Annotated in this window: 21 protein-coding genes and 1 pseudogene; 13 read left to right on the forward strand and 9 right to left on the reverse strand. The window is 33.6% G+C overall.

Annotated features, from left to right (window positions below; genetic code table 11):
- Nucleotides 1–829: DNA polymerase III subunit delta (holA, locus tag ABJF52_RS08495; protein WP_348149050.1), on the reverse strand; the 829-nt coding region annotated here is incomplete at its 3' end.
- A 26-nt stretch (nucleotides 830–855) separates the two neighbouring features.
- Here holA and ABJF52_RS08500 point away from each other — a divergent pair.
- The 3 genes from ABJF52_RS08500 to ABJF52_RS08510 all read left to right on the forward strand — a co-directional run bounded on the left by ABJF52_RS08500 (nucleotide 856) and on the right by ABJF52_RS08510 (nucleotide 3,277).
- Nucleotides 856–1,302: a type I restriction enzyme HsdR N-terminal domain-containing protein gene (locus ABJF52_RS08500; RefSeq protein WP_348149052.1), complete on the forward strand. Its 447-nt coding sequence runs from the start codon at nucleotides 856–858 to the stop codon at nucleotides 1,300–1,302.
- Nucleotides 1,303–1,314: 12 nt separating this feature from the next.
- Nucleotides 1,315–2,316: a glycosyltransferase family 2 protein gene (locus ABJF52_RS08505; RefSeq protein WP_348149054.1), complete on the forward strand. Its 1,002-nt coding sequence runs from the start codon at nucleotides 1,315–1,317 to the stop codon at nucleotides 2,314–2,316.
- A gap of 106 nt (nucleotides 2,317–2,422) precedes the next feature.
- Nucleotides 2,423–3,277, forward strand: a complete 855-nt coding sequence (locus ABJF52_RS08510) for an OmpA family protein (protein WP_348149056.1) — start codon at nucleotides 2,423–2,425, stop codon at nucleotides 3,275–3,277.
- A gap of 63 nt (nucleotides 3,278–3,340) precedes the next feature.
- Here ABJF52_RS08510 and ABJF52_RS08515 read toward each other — a convergent pair whose 3' ends face one another.
- Entirely contained in the window at nucleotides 3,341–3,961 is a 621-nt protein-coding gene (locus tag ABJF52_RS08515) for an L-threonylcarbamoyladenylate synthase (RefSeq protein WP_348149058.1), read from the reverse strand.
- A 240-nt stretch (nucleotides 3,962–4,201) separates the two neighbouring features.
- Between ABJF52_RS08515 and ABJF52_RS08520 the strand changes: the two genes are divergently transcribed.
- Nucleotides 4,202–4,840, forward strand: coding sequence for an NAD(P)H-binding protein (locus ABJF52_RS08520; RefSeq protein ID WP_348149060.1), 639 nt, complete (start codon nucleotides 4,202–4,204; stop codon nucleotides 4,838–4,840).
- A 59-nt stretch (nucleotides 4,841–4,899) separates the two neighbouring features.
- Here ABJF52_RS08520 and ABJF52_RS08525 read toward each other — a convergent pair whose 3' ends face one another.
- Nucleotides 4,900–7,224: a UvrD-helicase domain-containing protein gene (locus tag ABJF52_RS08525; protein WP_348149062.1), complete on the reverse strand. Its 2,325-nt coding sequence runs from the start codon at nucleotides 7,222–7,224 to the stop codon at nucleotides 4,900–4,902.
- 131 nt (nucleotides 7,225–7,355) lie between these two features.
- Between ABJF52_RS08525 and ABJF52_RS08530 the strand changes: the two genes are divergently transcribed.
- The 3 genes from ABJF52_RS08530 (at nucleotide 7,356) to ABJF52_RS08540 (ending at nucleotide 10,179) form a co-directional block, all read left to right on the forward strand.
- On the forward strand, nucleotides 7,356–7,898 hold the full coding sequence (locus tag ABJF52_RS08530) for a DsrE family protein (RefSeq protein WP_348149064.1): 543 nt from the start codon (nucleotides 7,356–7,358) through the stop codon (nucleotides 7,896–7,898).
- A 74-nt stretch (nucleotides 7,899–7,972) separates the two neighbouring features.
- A complete protein-coding gene (locus ABJF52_RS08535) occupies nucleotides 7,973–9,244 on the forward strand; it encodes an amidohydrolase (RefSeq protein ID WP_348149066.1) in 1,272 nt (423 codons plus the stop codon).
- A 164-nt stretch (nucleotides 9,245–9,408) separates the two neighbouring features.
- Nucleotides 9,409–10,179: a hypothetical protein gene (locus tag ABJF52_RS08540; protein ID WP_348149068.1), complete on the forward strand. Its 771-nt coding sequence runs from the start codon at nucleotides 9,409–9,411 to the stop codon at nucleotides 10,177–10,179.
- Between the two features lie 80 nt (nucleotides 10,180–10,259).
- On the opposite strand, the gene ABJF52_RS08545 is transcribed toward ABJF52_RS08540, so the two are convergent.
- Nucleotides 10,260–11,978, reverse strand: a complete 1,719-nt coding sequence (locus tag ABJF52_RS08545; RefSeq protein WP_348149070.1) for a hypothetical protein — start codon at nucleotides 11,976–11,978, stop codon at nucleotides 10,260–10,262.
- Between the two features lie 192 nt (nucleotides 11,979–12,170).
- On the opposite strand from ABJF52_RS08545, the gene ABJF52_RS08550 reads away from it, so the two are divergent.
- Entirely contained in the window at nucleotides 12,171–12,689 is a 519-nt protein-coding gene (locus ABJF52_RS08550) for a hypothetical protein (protein ID WP_348149089.1), read from the forward strand.
- Between the two features lie 35 nt (nucleotides 12,690–12,724).
- On the opposite strand, the gene ABJF52_RS08555 is transcribed toward ABJF52_RS08550, so the two are convergent.
- Nucleotides 12,725–13,639, reverse strand: coding sequence for a patatin-like phospholipase family protein (locus tag ABJF52_RS08555; protein WP_348149072.1), 915 nt, complete (start codon nucleotides 13,637–13,639; stop codon nucleotides 12,725–12,727).
- Entirely contained in the window at nucleotides 13,639–15,708 is a 2,070-nt protein-coding gene (locus tag ABJF52_RS08560) for a M1 family aminopeptidase (RefSeq protein ID WP_348149074.1), read from the reverse strand. The genes ABJF52_RS08555 and ABJF52_RS08560 overlap by 1 nt, the downstream gene beginning before the upstream one ends.
- A gap of 79 nt (nucleotides 15,709–15,787) precedes the next feature.
- On the opposite strand from ABJF52_RS08560, the gene ABJF52_RS08565 reads away from it, so the two are divergent.
- On the forward strand, nucleotides 15,788–18,325 hold the full coding sequence (locus tag ABJF52_RS08565; protein WP_348149076.1) for a DUF559 domain-containing protein: 2,538 nt from the start codon (nucleotides 15,788–15,790) through the stop codon (nucleotides 18,323–18,325).
- Nucleotides 18,326–18,364: 39 nt separating this feature from the next.
- On the opposite strand, the gene ppk2 (ABJF52_RS08570) is transcribed toward ABJF52_RS08565, so the two are convergent.
- Nucleotides 18,365–19,144 carry a polyphosphate kinase 2 gene (gene ppk2 / locus ABJF52_RS08570; RefSeq protein WP_348149077.1) on the reverse strand — a complete coding sequence of 260 codons (780 nt, stop codon included), beginning with the start codon at nucleotides 19,142–19,144 and terminating at the stop codon, nucleotides 18,365–18,367.
- Nucleotides 19,145–19,155: 11 nt separating this feature from the next.
- Entirely contained in the window at nucleotides 19,156–20,004 is an 849-nt protein-coding gene (ppk2, locus tag ABJF52_RS08575; protein WP_348149079.1) for a polyphosphate kinase 2, read from the reverse strand.
- Between the two features lie 246 nt (nucleotides 20,005–20,250).
- Here ppk2 (ABJF52_RS08575) and leuC point away from each other — a divergent pair, with 246 nt between their 5' ends.
- The 4 genes from leuC to leuB all read left to right on the forward strand — a co-directional run bounded on the left by leuC (nucleotide 20,251) and on the right by leuB (nucleotide 25,102).
- Nucleotides 20,251–21,669 carry a 3-isopropylmalate dehydratase large subunit gene (leuC, locus tag ABJF52_RS08580; RefSeq protein WP_348149081.1) on the forward strand — a complete coding sequence of 473 codons (1,419 nt, stop codon included), beginning with the start codon at nucleotides 20,251–20,253 and terminating at the stop codon, nucleotides 21,667–21,669.
- Nucleotides 21,670–21,745: 76 nt separating this feature from the next.
- Complete coding sequence (leuD, locus tag ABJF52_RS08585) at nucleotides 21,746–22,342, forward strand: 3-isopropylmalate dehydratase small subunit (protein WP_348149083.1); 597 nt, start codon at nucleotides 21,746–21,748, stop codon at nucleotides 22,340–22,342.
- Nucleotides 22,343–22,394: 52 nt separating this feature from the next.
- On the forward strand, nucleotides 22,395–23,909 hold the full coding sequence (locus tag ABJF52_RS08590; protein WP_348149085.1) for an alpha-isopropylmalate synthase regulatory domain-containing protein: 1,515 nt from the start codon (nucleotides 22,395–22,397) through the stop codon (nucleotides 23,907–23,909).
- A 137-nt stretch (nucleotides 23,910–24,046) separates the two neighbouring features.
- Nucleotides 24,047–25,102, forward strand: coding sequence for a 3-isopropylmalate dehydrogenase (leuB, locus tag ABJF52_RS08595; protein WP_348149087.1), 1,056 nt, complete (start codon nucleotides 24,047–24,049; stop codon nucleotides 25,100–25,102).
- A 54-nt stretch (nucleotides 25,103–25,156) separates the two neighbouring features.
- On the opposite strand, the pseudogene ABJF52_RS08600 reads toward leuB, so the two are convergent.
- A pseudogene (locus ABJF52_RS08600) lies at nucleotides 25,157–25,589 on the reverse strand (alkaline phosphatase); the annotation flags it as partial.

The raw sequence follows: 25,589 nt of genomic DNA on the forward strand, positions 1-25,589 counted from the left end.
TTTTTAAGGCACTAGCTACGCTCCTTTGCGAATGATCATTTAAACCGTGATATTTTAAAAGTTGCGTGAAAAATATTTGCAACAAACTTATGGTAAGAATAAATGGGTTTGCCTTAGGGTTTTGCGTAAAATAATTTATAATTCGGGTAGCCTTAACTATATCGCGTTCACCAATTGCTTTTTTAAGTTCAAAATTATTATAGTCCTTACTAATTCCGATATGCTCTTCTACCAATTCTGGAGTAATCTCCGTTTGCTTCGGTAAAATAGCTTGTAACTTTTCCAATTCATTATTTATTCTGCCTAAATCATTTCCTAAAAATTCAACCAACAACACGGCTGCTTTTGGGGTAATGGTATATCCGCGTCCTAGCAGTACTTTGCGGATCCATTCTGGAATCTTATCCTCATAAAGTTTATTACTTTCGAATAATACTCCCGCTTTCTGTACAGCTTTGTACAACTTTTTACGTTTATCTAATTTTTTATATTTATAACAAATTACCAATACAGTACTAGGTTGAATGTTATTTACGTACGAGGTTAAATTTTCTATTGTTCTAGATAAATCTTGAGCCTCTTTAACTACCAACACCTGTCTTTCTGCCATCATAGGAAAGCGCTTCGCATTAGATACTATGTCGTCCACACTAGCATCCCTACCATATAAAGCCATCTGATTAAAACCTCGCTCCACTTCAGCCAGAACATTTTGTTCTATAAATTCTGAGATTTTATCTATATAATACGGTTCTTCTCCAAAAAGAAAATAAATAGGTTTTATATTTCCAGCTCGAATATCAGCCACAATACGTTTTACTTCATCCATTCAAAAAAAATCATCAATTTTACAGTGTGGTACAACTAAACTTTCCTTCTTATCATTTTCGCCTTAAAAGTAGCGAAAATAAAGTCCAAATTTTTGATGTAATACGCAAAAAATTTATCGTATTACAACCAGAAGAATGGGTCCGACAACACGTTGTTCATCAATTAATTTATGACAAAGGTTACGCTAAAAATCTAATAAATGTAGAAAAACAACTGACTGTCAATAAATTAAAAAAAAGATATGATGTTGTTGTTTATAACAACGATGCTACAATTCATTTGCTAGTTGAGTGTAAAGCACCGAATATAAAAATAGACCAACATACTTTTGACCAAATAGCACGATATAATATGCAATTAGATGCAAAGTACCTTATGGTTACTAATGGTCATGATCATTATTATTGCCAAATGAATTATGATGAAGAAAAGTATGAATTTTTAAGGCAAATTCCTGATTTTAGCCGTTAATTTGCCACCATCTTGAAAATAGCAGTAGTCATATTAAATTGGAATGGAAAATCACTTTTGGAAGAATACCTTCCTTCTGTGATAAACTATACAGAAGATGCATCCATTTATGTTATTGATAATGCATCTGAAGATGCTTCTGTTCAGTTCGTTAAGGAACATTATCCTACAATTTCAATAATTCAGAATGTAGAAAATGGTGGCTTTGCTAAAGGCTATAATGATGGTTTAAAACATATCGACGCAGATATTTATTGCCTGCTTAATTCTGATGTTGAGGTAACACCAAATTGGTTAAGTCCTATTATTCCCTTATTTGAAGCAAAGAATAAAGTGGCGATTATTCAACCTAAAATACTTGACCTTCAAAATAAAGCGTATTTTGAATATGCTGGTGCTGCTGGCGGATATATAGATCAGTTAGGGTATCCATTTTGCAGAGGAAGAATTTTTCAATCATTAGAAAAAGACAATGGTCAATACGATGATGATCGCGAAATATTCTGGGCTACTGGTGCCTGTATGTTTATTAGACGAACTGTATTTGAAGAACTAGAAGGATTTGATGAAGATTATTTTGCGCACCAAGAAGAGGTTGATCTTTGTTGGGGCGCTAAAAATTTGGGATATTCTGTTTATTATACAGGGCAATCACATGTATATCATTTAGGTGGTTCTACCTTAAATAATATGAACCCTAAAAAAACATATCTAAATTTTAGAAATTCTCTTTTTTCAATCACAAAAAATTTACCAAGAAGGAAAGCATTTGTTATAATTCTATTAAGGTTAATACTTGATGCCATAGCTGCTCTCCGATTTATTTTTCAGTTAAAATTTAATCACTGCTTTGCCATTTTACGTGCGCACCTTAGCTTTTATAGGCAATTCAGAAAGATGTACCGCAAAAGAGAAAAAGCTAATTTTATGCTAAAATATTATGTGGTAAAGTCCATTGTATGGTCTCACTTCGTACATCAGATAAATAATTTTAACGCTTTAATAAAAGATTAACTAATTTTGCCAACACGTAAAAACGCTATTATTTAACTTAGCATACGCAAACGGCAAAACCAATAAACAAAACAAATAACAAACATTAATTTCAAGGACTAATATTATGAAAAAAATCATTTTAGGCTGCTTAGGATTGACTCTTATGTTGGGGTCATGTGTATCATCGAAAAAATTTAAAGATGCGCAAGCAGAGGCTGCGGAGGCGAAAGATTTACTTAATTCTGCAACAGTAAAATTAAACGACTGTTTAGAGGAAAAAGCAAGTGCGGATTCAAGATTAAAAACACTTACCGATCAGAATGCTTTCTTAAAAGCAAATAATCAAGAATTGATTAACAACATGGGTAATTTAACTACCCTAACTACAAAAGGTGCTGAAAATTTAGAGAAGTCTTTAGAAAGTTTACAAGAGAAAGATTTAACGATAAGAAAATTGCAAGATGCAATTACACGTAGAGATTCTGTAAACCTTTCATTAGTTCAAAGTTTAAAAGGTGTTCTTGGAAACTTGGATGATGAGGATATTGAAATCAGTGTTGAAAAAGGTGTTGTTTTTGTATCTATCTCTGACAAGCTTTTATTTAGTAGTGGTAGCTACAATGTAACTAGCAAAGCAAAAACGGTATTAGGAAAAGTTGCACAGGTAGTAAACAACAAACCAGATTTCGAATTTATGGTTGAAGGTCATACTGATGATGTACCTTATAGAAAAGGTGGTATTTTATTAGACAACTGGGATTTAAGTGTAAAAAGAGCAACTGCTGTTGTACGTATACTACAGAAAGACTATAATGTTGACCCTAAGCGTATGACTGCTGCAGGTAGAGCTGAATTTATTCCTGTATCTCAAACACAGAAATCTAAAAATAGAAGAACAAGAATTGTTGTACTTCCAAAAATTGATCAATTCTATAGTATGATTGAAGAAGGCATGAGCGATCCTGCTATCAACAACTAAGAATAAGAATTCAAAATAATAAAAACCCTGATCAATATGGTCAGGGTTTTTTTATTAAAAAAATTAGAAGATATCCAAACTTCCTTTTCCTTCTCTTAATACTTCAGGTTCGCTACTAGAAAGGTCTATTACAGTAGAGGCCACATTATCGCCATATCCACCATCAATAACAATATCAACTAATTTATCCCATTTTTCATGAATCAATTCTGGGTCTGTTGTATATTCTAACAACTCATCCTCATCATAAATCGAAGTAGATACTATAGGGTTTCCAAGCGCTTCAACTAAAGACAAAATAATATTGTTCTTCGGCACACGAATACCTACTGTCTTTTTCTTTTTAAAAGCTTTTGGAAGGTTATTATTTCCTGGTAAAATAAAAGTATAAGGTCCGGGCAACGAACGTTTTAAAATTTTAAATGTACTCGTATCAATTTGTCTAACATAATCTGAGAGATTACTCAAATCTGAGCAAACGAAAGACCAATTGGCCTTTGCTAGTTTTATTCCTTTTAAACGTGCCAATCTTTCTAAGGCTCTATTATTTGTAATGTCACACCCCATACCATAAACAGTATCTGTAGGATAAATTACAACTCCCCCTTTTCGAAGCACATCTACTACCCTTTTAATCTCTTTAGGGTTAGGATTTTCTTCATAAATTCTTATGAGATCTGCCATATTTAACTAATTAAAACCTTCGTACAAAGTAAGCAATAAAATAACTGTCTAAAACATCCCTTTTCAAGCTAATCTGTAAATTTTTTAAAAAATTGATCAATACTAATTCTAATTTATTTAATTTTAGACTATTAGATTCTCTTTATAACATATACATCTTCAGAAGTTAAGCACTTCTTATTAGACATCACAACTGCATTGATGTCAAACTATTAGTACCATAATTTTATAAAGAGAAAAATGAATAATACAATAAAAGTAGCCGTTATCGGTGGATCCGGAAAATCAGGAAGATATCTTGTCCAACAATTATTAAAAAGTGGTTTTGAACTTAAAGCACTGGTTCGAACTAAAGAGAATTTCAAAATAAATAGTCCTAAAATAGTAATCGTATATGGCGATGTTCGCGATTATGCAACCATACATTCCTTAATAAATGGATGTTCTATAGTTATAAGTACTTTAGGAGGAACACCATTAAGTGAACCTAGTGTTTTTAGTCAAGCAACAAAGAACATTTTAAGAGCAATGTCTGAATTAAATTTAGAGCGGTATATTGTAATTACAGGTTTAAATGTTGATACGAAATATGATAAAAAAGGAAGCATAACCCAAGCTGGGACAGATTGGATGTATGCCAACTTCCCTGAGTCAACTAAAGATCGACAATATGAATACGAACTATTAGAAGCAAGCTCAATTGATTGGACACTAGTTCGTTTACCACTAATTATAATGACAGACGAACAACAAGAAGTTAAAATTAGTCTTGAAGATTGTTTAGGAGATTCAATTAGTAGTACAGATTTAGCAGATTTTCTTATTGAGCAAATTGATTCCAATTTATTTATTAAGAAAGCACCTTTCATAGCTAATTAATTAAAAAAGACCTTGAGACATTATGGGCTCAAGGTCTTTCTATTTTAAATATTTACAGCCTAACCTAATACTTCCAATTTTGCAAAGCGAAGTAACAATTTTTTAATATCACCTTGCGCAAATTGAATTTCGGCCTTTTTGTCATTACCGACACCTTCAATTTTCAAAACCTTACCTCGACCAAAACGCGTGTGATTCACTAAAGAACCTTCCGCCAAATTTGCATCGATAACATTGGTATTCGCTATAGGTTTTGCCAATTCAGGTTTTAGCTTTCTAAGTTTTCGCAATTGCGAAGCATTTGGAGATCCGATAGTTGGTGCTACTCCTTTTTTAGGTTTCACTTGCCTTAATTTCGACTTATCAACTTCTCCAAAAATATCAGCATCAATTGGAGATTTATAGCGGTATGTATTTTCTATTGGAGTTAAATTCTCGATATACTTTTCATCAATTTCTTCAATAAATCTGCTCGGTTCCGAATCAATTAACTTACCCCAGCGATATCTCGTTTGTGCATACGTAAGATAGGCCTGTTTCTCTGCTCGCGTTAAAGCCACATAGAACAATCTACGCTCTTCTTCTAATTCACTACGCGTATTCATACTCATTCCCGAAGGGAATAAATCTTCCTCCAAACCAACGATGTACACGTATGGAAATTCTAGTCCCTTTGCTAAGTGAATGGTCATTAGTGCAACACGGTCATCCTCCCCAGTATCTTTATCTAAATCAGTAGCCAACGCCACATCTTCAAGGAATTCTGAAATATTTCCGGTAGCATCAGCAATTTCTTTTTGCCCTTCAACAAAATCTTTAATACCATTTAAAAGTTCCTCAATATTCTCCATACGGGCAATACCTTCAGGAGTACCATCTTTTTTAAATTCTATTAAAATACCTGTCTTTTTGGCAACGTGTTCAGCAAGTGTAAATGCATCTGAATTTTCATTCATAATCTGAAAACTCTGAATCATGGTTAGAAAATCTTGTAATTTTCTTTTAGTACCACCATTAATTCGTAAATCTATTTTATCAAGATTTTGAATCACCTCAAAAATCGAACGTCCATAATGATTTGCAGCAACCACAAGTTTATCAACGGTTGTCTGCCCAATACCCCTAGTTGGGTAATTGATAACTCTTTTAAGTGCCTCTTCATCCTTTGGATTTATTACCAATCGCAAATACGATAATACATCTTTTATTTCTTTACGTTGATAAAAAGACAATCCGCCATAAATACGATACGGAATATCTCTTTTTCGTAAAGCATCTTCAATAGCACGAGATTGAGAGTTCGTACGATACAAGACTGCAAAATTACCGTTAGGTAATTGCTGTTGCATTCTATTCTCAAAAATAGAACCGGCCACAAAACGACCTTCTTCGGCATCGGTTACGCTTCGATGAACTTTAATCGATGGTCCGTCATCATTTGCGGTCCATACTACTTTTTCTAATTGATTTTTGTTCTTGGCAATTATAGAGTTTGCAGCATTTACAATATTCTTAGTCGATCGATAGTTTTGCTCCAATCTATAAACACCTACATTCTCATAATCTCGTTGAAAATTAAGAATATTACTAATATTAGCACCTCTAAAAGAATAGATGCTCTGAGCATCATCTCCAACTACACAAATATTTTGAAAACGGTCTGACAATGCCTTTACAATAAGGTATTGCGAGTGGTTTGTATCTTGATACTCATCTACCAAAATGTATCTAAAACGGTTTTGATACTTCATCAAAACGTCTGGAAAGCGTGTTAATAATTCGTTAGTCCGCAATAGTAAATCATCAAAATCCATCGCACCAGCTTTAAAGCAGCGCTCTACATATTCTTGGTAAATTTCACCCAATCTAGGGCGTTTCGCCATGGCGTCATCTTCAGTAAGTTCTGGGTTCTGTAAATAAGCTTTTACCGTAATTAAACTATTTTTTAATGAAGAAATTCTATTTTGTATCTGCTTATATTTATAAACGTCCTTATCTAATGCCTTTTCTCTAATAATGGCAGAAATAAGGCGCTGACTATCTTGCGTATCATAAATTGTAAAATTACTCGGATACCCCAGTTTAGAACCATCATAGCGTAATAGCTTTGCAAAAACAGAGTGAAAAGTACCCATCCAGAGATTTTTGGCCTCAGTACCAACAATATCGGTTATACGCTTTTTCATTTCGCGTGCAGCCTTATTAGTAAACGTCAACGATAAAATATTGAACGCATCTACACCCTGATCCATTAAATATGCAATTCTATAAGTAAGAACCCTCGTTTTACCTGAACCAGCACCAGCAATCACCATTAAAGGGCCATCTTTATGTAAAACTGGCGCTTTTTGGGCTTCATTCAATTCGTCTATATACTTATTCAATATACTTTCATTTAGGAGCGTGAATTTAGCCAATAAATAGCGATAGGAAAAATGTTGTTTTTTAGAATTATAAACAATGGATTGTATTTTCTTTCAATTTGAATATATTTAGCTTTTAATCTTATTTATCTATGCAAAGAAAATCATTGAAATCAATTGTATTAATACTTATTTTATTAGGATCTACGGCATGTATCAGTGCTCAAAAAACTGGACCAGTTATAAAAGATTATGGTAAAGTATGGAAAATAGACCATTTAGATTTTAAAACAAATAAATCCAATACTTTTAAAGCACTTTTTGATGTGTCGTATTCTCCAGAAGACAAAATGAAACTAAATGGAAGTTTGGAAACAGCTGCACGATTTTTAAACATGCATGTTCAAGATGGTGTTCCCTTAGAACAAATAAAGGTTGCCTTGGTCGTACACGGAAATTCATCCAAAGATTTACTAAACTCTAAAGCTTATAAGGCTAAATATGGTGTAGTGAATCCGAATGAAAAAATGTTAAAAGATTTAATGAATGTGGGTGTAGATATTGTTTTTTGTGGTCAAACCTTTTCTTCATTGGGTTATTTAAGGAATGATTTAATACCGGGTGTGCAAATTTCACTTTCTGCGATGACTGCTTTAATTCAATTCCAAGAGGATGAATATCGTACAGTATTTTAAGATTTGTATTTAGTTTAACTTGTCTTTTATGTTGCTGATTTTAAGTGAAATATAATTAGTTATAAATTTATAATATGAAAAAACTAATAGCTCTAATTATTTTAGGATGTTCAATTCAAATTCAAGGACAGAATTTAGAAAAAGAGTACTCTGCTATAGAAAGCAAGGTTATTGAATGGAGACATTGGTTTCATCAGAATCCTGAATTAAGTAATAGAGAATTTAAAACTGCTGAGAAAATAGCGGATCATTTAAAATCCTTAGGTATAGAAGTTGAGACCGGTGTTGCCCATACTGGTGTTGTAGGACTACTTAAGGGCAATAAACCAGGTAAAGTAATTGCATTAAGAGCAGATATAGACGCCTTACCGGTTACCGAAAGAAATGATTTACCCTTTAAATCTAATGTTACTTCTGAATTCCGTGGTGAAAAAGTTGGCGCAATGCATGCTTGTGGTCATGATACACATACTGCTATTTTAATGGGTGTAGCTGAAATACTTTCAAAACACAAAGACAAAATTAAAGGAACCATAAAATTTATTTTTCAACCTGCCGAAGAAGGTCCACCACCAGGGGAAGAAGGTGGCGCATTATTAATGGTAAAGGAAGGTGTACTAGAAAACCCAAGCGTTGATGCTATTTTTGGATTACATATTAACTCGCAAACACCTGTTGGTGTTATCCGTTATAAACCAGAAGGCACAATGGCTGCCGCCCAAAGCTTTGTGATTAATGTAAAAGGAAAACAAAGTCATGGATCACAACCTTGGGCAGGAATCGACCCAATACTAATTAGTGCAAAAATTATTGATGGTTTACAAACCATAATAAGTCGAGAAACAAAACTTACAGAAGAAGCTGCAGTTATTACCGTTGGAAAGATTAAAAGTGGTGTGCGCTTTAATATTATTCCTGAATCAGCAGAAATGATAGGGACTATTCGGACATTGGATTATGACATGAAAGAAAAGCTTAATAAGCGTATGGTAGAAATGGTAAGTGACATTGCAAAAGCGTACGGAGGTGAGGCTACATGCATAATTAAAGACGCAACGGACATCACTTACAATGATCCAGATTTAGTTGAACAAATGTTACCAACTATGCAATCGGTTGCTGGGACTAAAAATGTACAGTTACAAAAGGCGGTTACAGGAGCTGAAGATTTTTCCTATTTTCAGAGAGAAGTACCAGGGTTTTTCTTTTTTCTAGGCGGAATGACACCTGGTAATACTGAGTCTTTTCCACATCATACGCCTGATTTTTTAATTGATGATGCCGGAATGCTTTTAGGTGTAAAAACATTAACTCAAATGAGTTTAGATTTCTTAAATAAAAAATAACCTAATTCATTCATATATGAAATGCCATTGCTTTTCGTTAGATGTATAAGAATTGATAGATTCGTTTTTTTATGAGGACTTAATTACCAAAATTCGAATCACTCAAATAATATACAATTGTATATTTGTAAGAACAGAGATTAAAAAATAAACAAGTATCAAATATGATTAAACAAATACTTACTTTTTGTGCAATTCTTTTTTTATGCACTATTACAAACGCACAGCGAAAAAGTGATTTAATTGCAGAAGTAGCAACCCTAAAGACGCAATTAGATTCGGTTTCTTCGGAAGTTGCACTAGCTAAACAAAACGAAAAGATTGGCTTAAACGAAGCGGCTACCTATAAAAAACAAGTTACAGAATTACAAGATGCGAATCTGACTTTGATGAAAAACTTAAATAGTTTTGCAGAAGTATCAAACAAAAATACAAGCATTGTAAATACAGCAATGGCGACTATTGAAGCAAAAGAAGCACAATTGAAAAAAATTAAAGCCGCTCTCGCTAGTCATGATTCTACTGCTTTAATCGTTTTAACTAATGCAAAGCAAACTTTGGGTGAAAATGCTAAAATTGGAGTTTCCAATGGTGCCGTAATTATTTCTGAAAAACTTGCAACCGTATTTGGAAGTGACACTGGAAAGAATGTAACGGCTAGCTCAGAAGAATGGTTAGGTAAAATTGCAGCGATGTTAGTAGCAAACCCTAAAACTTCATTAACAATTGAAGGCCTCAGTATGACGGGTGATTTAATTACTCCAGCAGCACAGGCATTAGCCATTGAAAATATATTAAAAAACAAATTCGAAATTGCTCCTGAGCGCATATCATCTTTAGGTAGAGATGGAAATTTAAAAGAAGGCATTAATCTTAAAATTCATCCAAATTACGACGATTTCTACACTATGGTTAAAGAGGAAATGAAGAATTAAATGTTCTATATATTAAATAAAAAAAGCCACTAATTATAGTGGCTTTTTTTTATTCAATGAACTAGCTAATTTATGAAAATCTAAAAATCAGAGTATATTCCAAACCGTTGTTGTTTCTTGTTTTGTATAAATGCTTTATTATTCAATTGAGTACTTTTATTTGAAAAAGATGTAGGAAACATTTCATTGGTACTTCGTATTAATAATGGCTGATTAGGTACATATTGTTGAAAAACATCTATGTCTAAAATTTCATCGTAAGTTTCAATATTCTTATAGTCATATCTTACTTCTCTATATAGTTCTAAATCATCACCTGTTTCAAAAAATGCTTCATTCAACTCTTCAGATATTAAATTTGGCAATGCTAATCGTTTAACATTTCTGATACCATTGTCTTTACCGAAAACACTATACTTCCAATTTAAAACTCTACCTTGTCCATTTTCAAACTGTCTTTTATCTAAAGAAATAGCATAATAATCAACATCAGGGTTATTTTCTATTAATTTAATTTCAGTTTCAGTTACTTCGATTTCCGAATTCCAGTTTGGGAAATCAACTTCAACATTACTATCATTACCAATACTATTATAATAAACTCCATCCTTTGAATAGCCTATTTCATTTTTATATTCATTCATAGTAGAAAACTTCGGTAAATCTAAATAAGTTACTAATTCTTGTTCTTCATCTTCATCCATCCAATAAATATTGAATAATCTTTCATTAAATTCTTCATAATTCTCTATACCCTTACGATAAAAAAACAAAGTACCAGCGTCATGCTCAGGTATATCAATTTTAAAATTATCTTCCGCTTGCAAAAATTCATTTATATCTACCTCCATAGAAGAATTTCCTGATTCTGGCAAGAGCTTTGCATATTTATAATTTTCTTTTTTTCCATCAAAATATGTGCTTCCATAATAATTCGGAACTAAATATATAGGGTTATTATCTGCAACATGTTTAATTGTTAAAATAGTGTGTGTTTCATCTCCTTCAAATTCAGATGTATAATAACCTGAACCAGAAGAAGTATAATCTGGACTATAGTTTTGAAATGGTACATTGTTTATTGTAACCTCTAAAATACTTTCAGGATCTTCATAAACAGTTGATAAATCAGGTGATACTTTAGTACCCCCCAAATTAATGGCATATGTTGATATATGTAGTTGTCTATCACTACCACTACCGTATGTAAATTCTTCTAATCGAGCATATGAATATAAAACTTTATCTTCAAGAATAATTTTATCGGTATATATTTTTAAATCACCAATTATTGGCTCAACAACTGCTAATTCTACACCCCCCAAACTATTAAAGAATAGCCAGTTTGGAAAATTATTGGCATTATTTATAGCGCTTTGATTATAAATCATTAAAAGGTGTTTAATTTCTGTAGTAAGGATTTCTGAAGTTTCATTGCCTAAATCATCAATAGAAATAACTTCAAAATCTATTTCTCCGACTGGTATTGTATACGGATTTACTTTAAAATTTAATTGCTTATCTAAACTTGCAGCAATCTCTTCTCCTTCATAGAATACTTTAGTTTCTACGGCAGAATCGTCTTCAACTATAATTGATACGTCAGAGATAGTTTCTATAACATCTGTAAATCCCGCTATTGTTAAAATTGGTGCCGTTTCATCGACTTCAACAGGTTCTTCATTAATATCTTCTGTTGAATCTTCATCTTTAGGAATGTTAGTTATTGGGTCTTCAGTTTGTTCACAAGAATAAAAAGAAATTAAAAAAACAATTACTATAGCTAACTTCTGTCGCATTCTAAGAGGATTAAGTTTTGATAAACCTCTAACGTATTACACTTATTTTTTAGTGTAATTCATTCGAACAACTGACAATAATTTAGTTGAATTGCAAAGTTAAGCTCATTAAAACAATGGAGTTACTTGGCACAAATACTTTTTGAAAAAAAACATCGTTCTATTTTCAGAAACCAATTAACCACAACCAAAATGCAAGAAGAAGGAATTCTACAATTGTTCGGTTTTTTATTACCGGCAGTAGTAACAGGTGTTGTCGCTTATTATTTTTTTAAAATGCACACAAAAAACGAGGAAGGACGTCGTCGTTTTATGTTACAAAAAGAAACACAAGCAAGTACTTTACCTATACGATTACAAGCGTATGAACGTATGGCTTTATTTTTAGAGCGTATTGCTATACCAAACTTAGTAGTACGTACTGCTCCTCAGAGTGCTGATAAAGCGGCCTATGAAAATTTACTAATCAAAACTATTGAGAACGAGTTTGAGCATAATCTGTCACAACAAATCTATCTATCTGATGAATGTTGGAATATTATAAAGGCGGCTAAAAGCGCTACGATTCAAATGATTCGTAAAGCAGCACTAAGTGAAACGGATTCGGCGGATAAACTTCGCGAAGATGTTTTAACAGAAACAATGGATAAAAGCTCGCCTTCAGGCACTGCTTTAGCTTTTGTGAAAAAAGAAATAGGTCAACTTTGGTAAGATAATTAACGAATTGATTTCGTAAGAAACCAAAACTATTCCAATTCATTTGGCTCAATAGGATTGGTTTCTTCGTTTTTATTTTTGGCATACAAATACCCACGTTTCCACCAACGAGTCATTTTATCTTTATTAAAAATCAAAGAATTTGTAGTTAATATAGTAGGCGTATAATATAAGTTAATAATCGCATTTTTCTGATTAGCAACCAATTTTCCAATTCTAATATTCTGATTTTCTATACGGTCTAAAATAAAGCTCAACATAGTCGTTAACAGCTCAAATGGATTACGTGAAGGCATTCGATTCATATAGTTAACCTCAGTATGCAACACCACTACATCAATATCGGTTGCACCTCGTCTAATAGCTTCTTCTATTGGAACAATACTACCTAATCCACCATCGGCATACTCACATCCATTTTTCCGAACCAAACTCATGAATGGTGTATAATTCGATGAAATCCATATCCAATCACAATACTCATCGTAGGTACAATCATTTATTGATTTATATTCTACTTGATTAAGCGATAAATTAGAAACAGTAACGACAACATCATTAGGGCCGTTTTTCAACTCTTCAAATTCTTCAATTGTAAGACTATCGCGAATAAGCTTTCTAAGATTTTCACTTTCTCCGAATGTTTTTTTACCACGAATTAAGTTTTTAGCAACATTCCAATGATTAATAGATATCTCGTCAACACCATATTTTTTGGTGATTACAAACGGACAATTATTGAATATGGTTTTCTGATCTACATTGGAATAAATCTCCTTGATTTTATCAAGTTTTCCTAATGCTAAATGGGAAATAAGTAAACTACCAGTAGAAGTGCCAACAAAGAGCTCATATTCATTTCCGGCCTCTTGAATAAGAAATTGAGCAACACCGCCCGCAAAGGCACCTTTACTACCACCTCCAGAAATTACTAATGCGCGCATTATTCTTTAAGTTTACTTTTTAAATAACGTGTTTCCTCAGATTTTAGTTCTTTTGAAAGCACTATTAATCGAGATTCGTATTCTTTATCTTTTATTAAATTATCTAAAATAGATCTTGCCACCTTTTTAAATTGCCATGAATGATGACTTGTTGCCTTTACAAGATTTGATAAAGCTAATCTATTAAAACCAAAAGTGTCTTTTAGATAAAAGAAGGCACTTTGTCGAATTTCAAAAGAATATTCCGGACTTGTATAACCACTCAATTCTTGAAAGTACTCCTTTGTTTTCAGCGACTCGTACCCCTCTGTTAAAATAGCTAGCGTTAACCAAAGTAATTTTATATTTTTATTTGGAAGCCCCTCTATGTGTTTAGTTTGGTCTAAATATGCTTTCCTTTTTTCTGGAAAACTAGACCATAATTTATATAAAGCTGCTTCTTGCGTAACATAACTCTTATCAGAAAGTAGTTTTTCCACATCTGTTCTTAAATCATGTGGAATCTTATCCAATAACTCCAGGGCCTTTTGTCTAACTTCTAGATTCGAATTTTTTATAGATTTCGTTAACACCACAGTTGGTGAACTTGCCTGATATTTACTTAAAATAGCTTTCTTAAACCCAATTGGTTGATTCTCATTTTTCAACACATTATTTAGCGCCTCATTAGACATTTTCTCTGCATCATAAAACAATTTTAAAGATGCATTATAAGTCATCAAATAAGTCTTAACATCTTCAGAGGGAAATTGAGTTGCTTCAATCCATTTAGCCCTGTAAGCATCTAATTTTTGTCCGGATGCCATTTCCATTTCTTTAATAAAATAGGCAATGGTTACGTTATCATACTTATACTTGTTTAAGTATGCACCTATTCCCTTTTTAAATGCCTCTGCTCCTATTTCTTCTTTTAACATTACAAGCGCCCATGCACCTTTTTCATAAAAAGTCGCACTACTAGCTTTTGGGTCTGTTAATGCTTGTCCTCCTCCATCATCAGAAATTTTTTGCAGCGCTTTTGCAGTATTAAATAATTTCCAAAAGAAATAATCATCACCAAATATATGCTGTGCCGCCAAGTAAGCATAATAAGTAGCAAAACCTTCTTGCAACCAATGGTGCTCACCACTTTTTTCGGTCACCAAATCGCCAAACCATTGGTGTGCCAACTCATGTGCATTTACATTAAAATAGTTTTTATCCACATATGCAGTTGAATCAATCATAAATTGATCTGAAAAAATGGTAGCACTTGTATTTTCCATTCCAGAATACAAAAAATCGCTTACAGGAATCTGCTTATAATTTTGCCATGGATAAGCCACTCCTATTTCATTTTCAAGAAAGTCAAAAATCTCTTTCGTATACCGATATGTTGGTTCAACACGTAAGCTGTCTTTTGGGTAAAAGTAGTTTTCAATAGTAATTCCACTGTTAGATATAATTTCATGTTTATTATAATTCCCAACAACAAAGGCTAACAAATAACTACTCATGGGGTTCAGCATATCGAAATTCCATATAATTAAATCGTCTTTTTGTTTGGTCTTATTTATCAACTTTCCATTAGCAATAACTACATAAGAATTTGAAGATTTAATACTTAAATCAAACTCCACTTTTTCTTCCATATCGTCGAAACTTGGCAACCAATGGCTTGTATATTTACCTTGACCTTGTGTCCAAATTTGTTCATTACCATTTATGGTATCATCCCATCCTAAAAAATAAGCGGTCTGTTTTGGAGTACAAGAATAATCTAGCTTTAGCTTATAACTTTTTCCTTTTTTAAACTTTTTAAAAACCGCAATTGTACTGCTATCATTAACATGATTAACCTTTTTTCCATTAATTTGAACAGTTTTAAATGTCATTCTTTTAGCATCTAAAAAAACAGAATCCACATCTTGTAAAACATCAAACTCATAAAGAACACTTCCAATTATTTGCTTGTTTAAAGGAACTGGTTCAACGGAAACTGTGGCCTTAATAAAATCCACTTTATCTTGGTGCTGCCCGAAAGCAGAAAAAGAAAGCGCAAAGAAAAAAAGTATAAATATTCGTTTCATAATTATAAAGACTACAAAGTCCACACCAAATTTAAGGTTTTAGTTTGTCGTGTTAAGGTCTAACAACTAATTTAGTCGCATGAATGTTAATCTTCAAACACCGATTGTTTATTTAAAGGGAGTTGGACCAAATCGAGCTGACACCTTACAATCAGAGCTAGGCATTCAAACATTTCAAGATTTATTAAATCTTTTTCCCAATCGGTATATTGATAAAACTCAATATTACAAAATTGCTCAATTACAACGAAGCAATGCAGATGTACAAATAAAGGGTAAGATTGTACATATAAAAACTGTAGAACAGAAAAAAGGCAAACGCTTAGTAGCAACATTCATTGATGAAACTGGCGAAATGGAATTGGTATGGTTTCGAGGACAAAAATGGATTCGCGAAAATTTAAAACTTAATGAACCCTATGTAATATTTGGTAAGTGCAATTGGTATAGTGGCAAATTTTCTATGCCTCATCCAGAAATGGAATTATTAAAAGACCATGAAAAGGGACTCAAAATTTCAATGCAACCTGTTTATCCTTCTACAGAAAAATTAAGCAACAAAGGCATTACCAACCGCGTAATCAACAAATTGGTTCAACAGCTTTTTATAGATACACAAGGTCGTTTTCCAGAAACATTATCTAAAAAATTATTAGAAGAATTAAAACTATTACCCAAAAACGAATCACTTTTCAATATTCATTTTCCAAAAAATCAAGAGCTTTTGTCAAGGGCTCAATTTCGTTTAAAATTTGAAGAGCTATTTTATATTCAATTGCAACTGATATCTAAAAAGATGTTGCGAAAACAAAAAATTAAAGGCTTCAATTTTGACCAAGTTGGAGAGCTTTTTAATGATTTTTATCAAAACCATTTACCTTTTGAGTTAACCAATGCCCAAAAACGAGTAATTAAAGAAATTCGAGCAGATTTAGGAAGTAATGCCCAAATGAATCGATTATTACAAGGAGATGTTGGTTCAGGGAAAACAATTGTTGCGGTAATGGCTATGCTTTTAGCTATCGATAACGGATTTCAAGCTTGCTTAATGGCACCAACTGAAATATTGGCAAATCAACATTTTACAGGAGTACAAGAATTATTAGAAAGCACCGGAATTAAATGTGCGCTTTTAACAGGTTCTGTAAAAAAATCAGCTCGAAAACCGATCCACGAACAATTAGAAAGTGGAGAGTTGCAGATTTTAATTGGAACCCATGCTTTGTTAGAAGATAAAGTACAATTCCAAAACTTAGGGCTCGCCATTGTAGATGAACAACATCGTTTTGGTGTAGCACAGCGATCTAAATTATGGCATAAAGGCCCTCCTATATCCTCCCAAAGGGAGGACTTAAAAGCAGTGCGTCAAAAATATATGACAGCTCGTCCTTCTACCTACAATTTATTTAAAGAACTTCAATTAGAAAACAAAAAACATAGCACTGAAGCGGAATCAATTTTATGGGAATGTATTAGAAATAAAAAATTAGATTCTAAATTTAGACGACAACATATAATTGATGAATTCATAGTTGATTTTATTTATTTAGAGAAGAATTTAATAATTGAAATAGATGGAGGCTATCATAATACCGCTGAACAAAAAAAAGCGGATAGTTTACGTATTCAAATATTAAATGAAGCTGGTTTTAAAGTTATTAGATATACCAATAAACAAATAATTGGAGACATTGACAATGTACTTTTAAGCATAATAACACTAATAAAAAGTCTCCCCTCCCGGGAGATTAGAGGGGCTTTTATCCCACCTCACGTATTAGTAATGACGGCAACTCCTATTCCCAGGACTTTAGCAATGAGTTTGTATGGAGATTTAGACATTTCAGTGATTGATGAATTACCACCGGGCAGAAAACCTATAAAAACAGTACATCGGTTTGATGCTAATCGTTTAAAAGTCTTTCAATTTATTCGCGATGAAATAAAAAAAGGTCGTCAAATTTATATCGTATACCCATTAATTCAAGAATCTGAAGCTTTAGATTATAAGGATTTAATGGATGGTTATGAAAGTGTTGCCCGCGATTTTCCATTACCCGATTATCAAATTTCTATTGTTCATGGTAAAATGAAACCAGCGGATAAAGATTATGAGATGAATCGTTTTGTAAAAGGGGAAACACAAATAATGGTCGCAACAACGGTAATTGAAGTTGGCGTTAATGTACCGAATGCTTCTGTTATGATTATCGAAAGTGCCGAACGCTTTGGCTTATCACAATTGCATCAATTAAGAGGTCGAGTTGGACGTGGTGCTGATCAAAGTTATTGTATTTTAATGACGAGCCATAAACTTTCTGCTGAAGCAAAAACAAGGCTAGAAACTATGGTAGCTACTAATGATGGATTCGAAATTGCAGAAGTAGACCTTAAACTACGCGGACCAGGAGATTTAATGGGCACCCAACAAAGCGGTGTTCTCAACTTAAAAATTGCTGACATTGTAAAAGACAATGATATTTTAAAGACAGCTCGTTATTATACTATCCAATGTCTTAAGGAAGACCCCTCTTTAGGAAAACCAGATAATGCGGTTATACGTCACGCCTATGCACAATTGATCAAACATAAGAATATATGGACCTACATTAGTTAATAAACAAATGCGAGAAAAAAGAAAAACATTCCTAATTAGTTAATCATGTTCATAAGGAATCATTTCCAATAAATGTTGAATTGCTTTTATTCTTGCCTTCGGCTTATTATTGCCTTCAATTACTACCCAAGGAGCTATTTCGGTATTCGTTTCTTCAAACATACGTTCCTTATATCGGGTGTAATCATCCCATAATTCTTGAGCTTTGCGGTCAACATCCGTCATTTTCCAACGTTTTAGAGGACTTTTTTTAATTTCATCAAAGCGTTTCTTTTGTTCTTCTTTTGAAATTGAAAAGTAAAATTTTATCAAATAGGTCCCTGACTGAAGTAGCATTTTTTCAAAATCGTTTACTTGCGACATAAAAATTTCATATTCTTCTTGTGTACAAAAATTATTCACTGGATCAACACCAGCTCTATTATACCAACTCCGATCAAAAAACACAATTTCCCCAGGTTTTGGTAAATGGTTGATATAGCGCTGAAAAAACCATTGTTCTTTTTCATCACTATTAGGTTTATTAAGCGCTACTATTTTAAAATGTCGTGGATTAATATATTCCGTAATTCTTCTAATCGCCCCACCTTTACCAGCTGCATCTCTACCTTCAAAAAGTATCACCACTTTCTGATTCGTATTTATAACCCAATTATGTAACTTAATAAGTTCTTCTTGCGCTTTTTTTAATTTCACTGTATGTTTAGTACTCTCTAATGCCTTATCAACATTTACTTTTTTATTCTTCAACAAAGCATAAAGACCTAACTTACTGTTTAATAGGTCCATTTCTTCCATCGTAGGTTCATTTTCTTTCATCATCCTAAATTTTAAATATCAATTTGAATAGCACTTCGGTGGTATCTTGTAATTACATCCGGATCTGGTAATAAGTTAATGCCAGATTCACCCTTTCGATCATAATCGAATTTCGATAAAACATAGCGCATACTTTCCAATCGCGCTTGTTTTTTATCATTTGTCTTTACAATTATCCATGGACTAAAATTCGTATGAGTTTTACTAAACATCTGTTCTTTATAATGCGTGTAGTCATCCCATAATTCTTGACCTTTCATATCAACAGGGCTAAATTTCCAACGTTTTAACGGGTTATCTAAACGGTCGTCAAACCTTTTCTTTTGCTCTTCTTTTGAAATCGAAAACCAAAATTTAATTATTTTCATATCATCCTCATACAAAAGATGTTCAAACTCAGGCACTTGCACCATAAACTTATTATATTGCTTTTGTGTGCAAAAACCCATTACAGGTTCTACTACTGCCCTATTATACCAGCTGCGATCAAAAAACACAATCTCTTTAGGATTAGGTAAAACTTTAATATATCGCCTAAAATACCACTGTCCCTTTTCTTCTTCGGTAGGTTTTGTAAGTGCTACCACTCGTGAAGTACGGGGGTTTAAATGTTCCTTAAATCGTTTAATAGAACCTCCTTTACCAGCTGCATCCCTTCCTTCAAAAATTATAGCTACCCGCATCTCATTCTTAGCAATCCATTTTTGCAAATTCACAAATTCAGATTGTAATTGTTCTAATTCGGTTTCATATTTAATTTTCTTAAGGACTTTGGATATGGAAACCTTTTTTTGCTTTGCTAGCTTAATGAGCTCATTTCTGGTTTTAATATTTTTTAAATCTTCATACTCTAATTTCATATTCTTTCTAAAAATTTTAGCTCCAACAATATTGTATAAATACAGATATTCTTACATCGACTTAATTTATTGGTTGGTTCAGGTTCCTAATCTAAATATAATTTAAACTTAATAACAAATTATATGATAGTTGTCATGTTACACCATGAATTTGCATTTAAGTTGTTGAACATCGTAATTTTGAATCCCAATAATTTCCTAAAACAAGCACTTTCACTAGATTTGTTAGCTTAGAATTCAAAGACAATGAGTACGAAAAAGACATTATTTGACAAAGTGTGGGATTCACACGTTGTTCATCAGATTGAAAATGGCCCAGATGTATTGTTCATCGACCGCCACATGGTTCATGAGGTAACAAGCCCTGTTGCTTTTCTAGGACTTAAAAATAGAGGGATTCGTGTAATGCATCCTGAAAAAACATTTGCAACCGCCGATCATAATACACCAACAATTAATCAACATCTGCCTGTTGAGGACCCACTTTCAGCGAATCAGTTGAAAATGCTAGAAGAAAATGCCAATGAATATGGTATTTCATATTGGGGTCTCGGTCACGAAAAAAACGGAATTGTGCACGTTGTAGGTCCTGAATACGGGATAACTCAACCAGGTGCTACTATCGTTTGTGGCGATTCGCATACTTCTACACACGGTGCCTTCGGGGCAATTGCCTTCGGTATTGGTACTTCTGAAGTAGAAATGGTATTGGCAACACAGTGCATTATGCAGCCGAAGCCAAAAAGTATGCGCATTAATATTACTGGAGATTTACAATATGGTGTAACGCCTAAAGATGTTGCGCTGTTTATCATTTCGCAATTAACAACTTCTGGCGCTACTGGTTATTTTGTTGAATATGCTGGTGATGTTTTCAAAAACATGACCATGGAAGGCCGCATGACCGTTTGTAATTTAAGTATTGAAATGGGTGCTCGTGGAGGAATGATTGCTCCAGATGAAACAACTTTCCATTATGTAAAAGGAAGAGAATTCACTCCAAAAGGAGAAGCTTGGGATACTGCTATGGATTACTGGCAAACACTTTATACAGACGAAGGCGCAGAATTTGATAAAGAATTGACTTTTGATGGTTCTCAGATTGAACCTATGATTACTTACGGAACAAACCCAGGAATGGGTATGGGTATTTCTAATGATATTCCTAATGCTACTGATGTTCAAGGTGGAACTTCTACGTATAAAAAATCGCTTGATTATATGAAATTTGGCGAAGGTGATTCTATGATAGGAAAACCTATTGATTTTGTTTTCTTAGGAAGTTGTACGAACGGAAGAATTGAAGATTTTAGGGCTTTTGCATCTATAGTTAAAGGAAAGAAAAAAGCTGATAATGTTACGGCATGGTTAGTTCCTGGAAGTCATAAAGTAGAAGCTGCAATTAAAGAAGAAGGTATTTTAGATATTTTAACCGAAGCTGGTTTCGCACTTCGTGAACCTGGATGTTCTGCGTGTTTAGCAATGAACGATGATAAAGTACCACCTGGCAAGTTAGCAGTTAGTACTTCTAACAGAAACTTTGAAGGAAGACAAGGTCCTGGTTCTAGAACTTTATTAGCTAGTCCACTTGTTGCAGCAGCAGCAGCGGTTACCGGTAAAGTAACAGATCCAAGAGAATTAATGAAAGAAATGGTTGCTGGTTAATGGTTATCAGTTGTCCGTACGGCAACTAATAAATAAAACTATCAACAAACAACTATTAACGAACAACGAATTAAAAATGGCATACGATAAATTCACGACATTAAAATCAACAGCGGTTCCACTTCCAATTGAGAATGTAGATACCGATCAAATAATACCAGCTCGATTTTTAAAAGCAACGGAACGCAAAGGTTTTGGCGATAATCTTTTTAGAGATTGGCGCTATAATCAAGATAATTCACCAAAGGAAGATTTTGTTTTAAACAATCCAAAATATAGTGGTAAAATACTTGTTGGAGGAGCCAATTTTGGTTCAGGTTCATCAAGAGAGCATGCAGCTTGGGCTGTTTATGATTACGGATTTCGTTGTGTAATCTCAAGTTTCTTTGCGGATATATTCAGAGGTAACTGCCTAAATATTGGTGTTTTACCAGTACAAGTAAGTGCTGAATTCTTGCAAAAAATATTCGCTGCAATTGAGGAGGATCCTAATGCTGAATTTGAAGTAAGCTTACTAGATCAAAAAGTTTCTATTGTTGCTACAGGTGAAAGTGAATCATTTGATATAAATGACTACAAAAAAGGGAACATGACTAACGGTTTTGACGATATTGACTACTTATTGAATATTAAGGGCAATATTGAAACATTTGCAAAAAGTACACCTTTATAGTCCTTAGAAATCCCCAAATCAAGTAGTAGATTTATACTTGAGTAGAAACACAATGAAAAAAAGAACCATTGAAATAATGGATACGACACTCCGCGATGGAGAACAAACATCCGGAGTTTCATTTTCAGCATCCGAAAAATTAACATTAGCTAAATTACTCTTAGAAGAGTTAAAAGTAGACCGTATTGAGGTTGCCTCTGCACGCGTGTCTGATGGAGAATTGGAAGCTGTACAGCAAATTACCAATTGGGCCGCCGAAAATGGTCATATAGAAAATGTTGAGGTTTTAACCTTTACAGATGGTGGCATTTCGCTTAAATGGATGGAAAAAGCTGGTGCCAAAGTGCAAAACCTTTTAACCAAAGGCTCCTTAAACCATTTAACACATCAACTAAAAAAGACTCCTGAACAACATTTTTCTGAAATTGCTAAGGTATTTTCGCAGGCTGAGAAAAAAGGAATTACCAATAATATTTATTTAGAAGATTGGAGTAACGGGATGCGAAATTCTCCTGAATATGTATTCCAGTTTCTCGACTTTCTAGCTACACAACCGGTAAAAAGAATATTATTACCAGATACATTAGGTGTTTTAACACATACCGAGACTTTTAAATTTATTTCTGAAATAGTTGAACGCTATCCTGATTTACATTTTGATTTTCATGGTCATAACGATTACGATCTAAGTGTAGCAAATGTTATGGAAGCCTTAAAAGCTGGTTGTCATGGTTTACACCTTACCGTAAATGGAATGGGTGAACGCGCGGGTAATGCTCCGATGGCGAGTACTATTGCAGTAATTAACGACTTTTTACCTGAAATTAAGATACAGGTAGTTGAGAAAGCTCTTTATAAAGTAAGCAAGTTAGTTTCGGCATTTACAGGTGTTGGAATTCCATCAAATAAACCAATTGTTGGTGATAGTGTATTTACACAAACTGCTGGTATTCATGCAGATGGCGACAATAAAAACAATTTATACTTTAGTGATTTAATGCCTGAGCGTTTTGGCCGTAAACGGAAATACGCACTCGGAAAAATGTCAGGAAAGGCCAATATTCAAAAGAATTTACAAGAACTTGGCTTAACGTTAAATGACGATGAACTAAAAAAAGTAACTGCAAGAATAATTGAATTGGGTGACAAAAAAGAACGTGTTACCAAAGAAGATTTACCATATATTATATCCGATGTATTGGATACAGATTATCAACAAAAAGTATTTGTAAAATCATATGTTTTAACACATGCCAAAGGTTTACAGCCTTCCACTACGCTATCTTTAGAAATAAATGGTAAAAGTTATGAGGAAAACGCTTCTGGTGATGGACAATATGATGCTTTTATGAATGCATTGCGTAAAATCTATGATTCACGGAAAGTAGCATTGCCAACTTTGGTTGATTATGCAGTTCGTATTCCACCGGGTAGTAACTCGGATGCTTTGTGTGAAACTATAATTACATGGGAAGCAGAAGGAAAAGAATTTATATCAAGAGGATTAGATTCTGACCAAACGGTGTCTGCAATTAAGGCAACTGAAAAGATGTTGAATATAATATAAGCCCCTTAACCCCTAATGGGGAATTAAATATTATCCTGAGCGCAATCAAATACAATAACGCAAAGGAATTTGAAGAAAATAAGTAAAGAATAAAAAAGAGCGTCAGGCGTAGAGCATTTCGCGTAAAGCAAAAAAGAATGAAATTAAATATTGCCCTTTTAGCCGGAGATGGAATCGGCCCAGAAGTAATTGATCAAGCTGTGAAAGTATGTGATGCAATCGCTACGAAATACAGTCACGATATCACTTGGCAACCTGCCTTAACTGGTGCTGCTGCCATTGATGCCGTTGGAGAGCCTTATCCAGATGCTACTCATGAAGTTTGTGCAAATGCAGATGCTGTATTATTCGGTGCCATTGGCCATCCTCGTTTTGACAATGACCCAACGGCTAAAGTACGTCCAGAGCAAGGTTTATTAAAAATGCGTCAGAAATTGGGCTTATTTGCCAATGTGCGACCAACCTTTACTTTTCCTTCTTTAATTGACAAATCTCCATTAAAAAGAGAACGTATTGAAGGAACCGACTTAATTATTCTTCGTGAATTAACTGGTGGTGTTTATTTTGGTGAACGTGGAAGAAAAGATGATGGTAATACTGCGTTCGATACCATGACTTACCAACGTTTTGAAATTGAACGTTTGGCAACTAAAGGTTTTGAAATGGCAATGAAGCGTTCAAAACGACTTTGTTGTGTTGATAAAGCCAATGTTTTGGAATCTTCACGATTATGGAGAGAAACAGTTCAGGCAATGGAAAAAGACTATCCTGAAGTTGAAGTATCGTATGAGTTTATTGATGCTGTTGCAATGCGTTTGGTACAATGGCCAAAAGATTACGACGTAATGATTACAGCCAACTTATTCGGTGATATTTTAACCGATGAAGCTTCCGTTATTGCTGGATCTATGGGCTTAATGCCTTCTTCATCTGTTGGAAGCAAAGTATCGCTTTATGAGCCAATACACGGTTCGTATCCGCAAGCAGCAGGAAAAGATATTGCAAATCCGTTAGCAACAGTATTATCTGCAGCTATGTTATTTGAAGATATGGATTTAACTGCTGAGGCACAAGCGATTCGTGATGTCGTAAATAAATCCTTAGCTGAAGGATTTGTCACTGAAGATTTAGCAGAAGGTGGTAAAGCATATAAAACCAGTGAAGTTGGCGATTGGCTAGCCAAAAATATCTAAGAATTAATAATAAAAGCCCTTGTGTAATTAACTACGCAAGGACTTTTTTTTGCTTTAGCTTTCTACCTCCGCAGCTTCCAACATTAAATAATGAAGATCTGTATTCTTTACAAACGGTTTTAACAGCTCACTTCCAGGACCATACATAGCTAATTCAACATAATCTGCTGAATGTTGCATGCTAATCCAACCTATAGAATTGTATTGCTTTTGTATTTCTGCTAATACTTTAAAAGGTAGGTGTCTTGGGTTGTATAGTCCCTCTTCAGTCTGTAATTTGGAATAATAACTCAACAAAAGTTTAGCTTCTTCGTCAGTTAATGCAAAAATATTGGCGAATTCTACTCTTTCTTTTAGTTGAGATACAGATGTTTCTTTTCCTATACCATTTAAAATCCACTCATTGGTATGCTTGTATTTCTGAACGGAATCGAAATTATCATTTGCTTCCTTTCCATATATAACTCCCGGGTTGGCATTACCATGA

Source organism: Aurantibacter sp. (assembly GCF_039941195.1).
In the GTDB taxonomy this organism is placed as follows: Bacteria; Bacteroidota; Bacteroidia; order Flavobacteriales; family Flavobacteriaceae; genus Aurantibacter_A.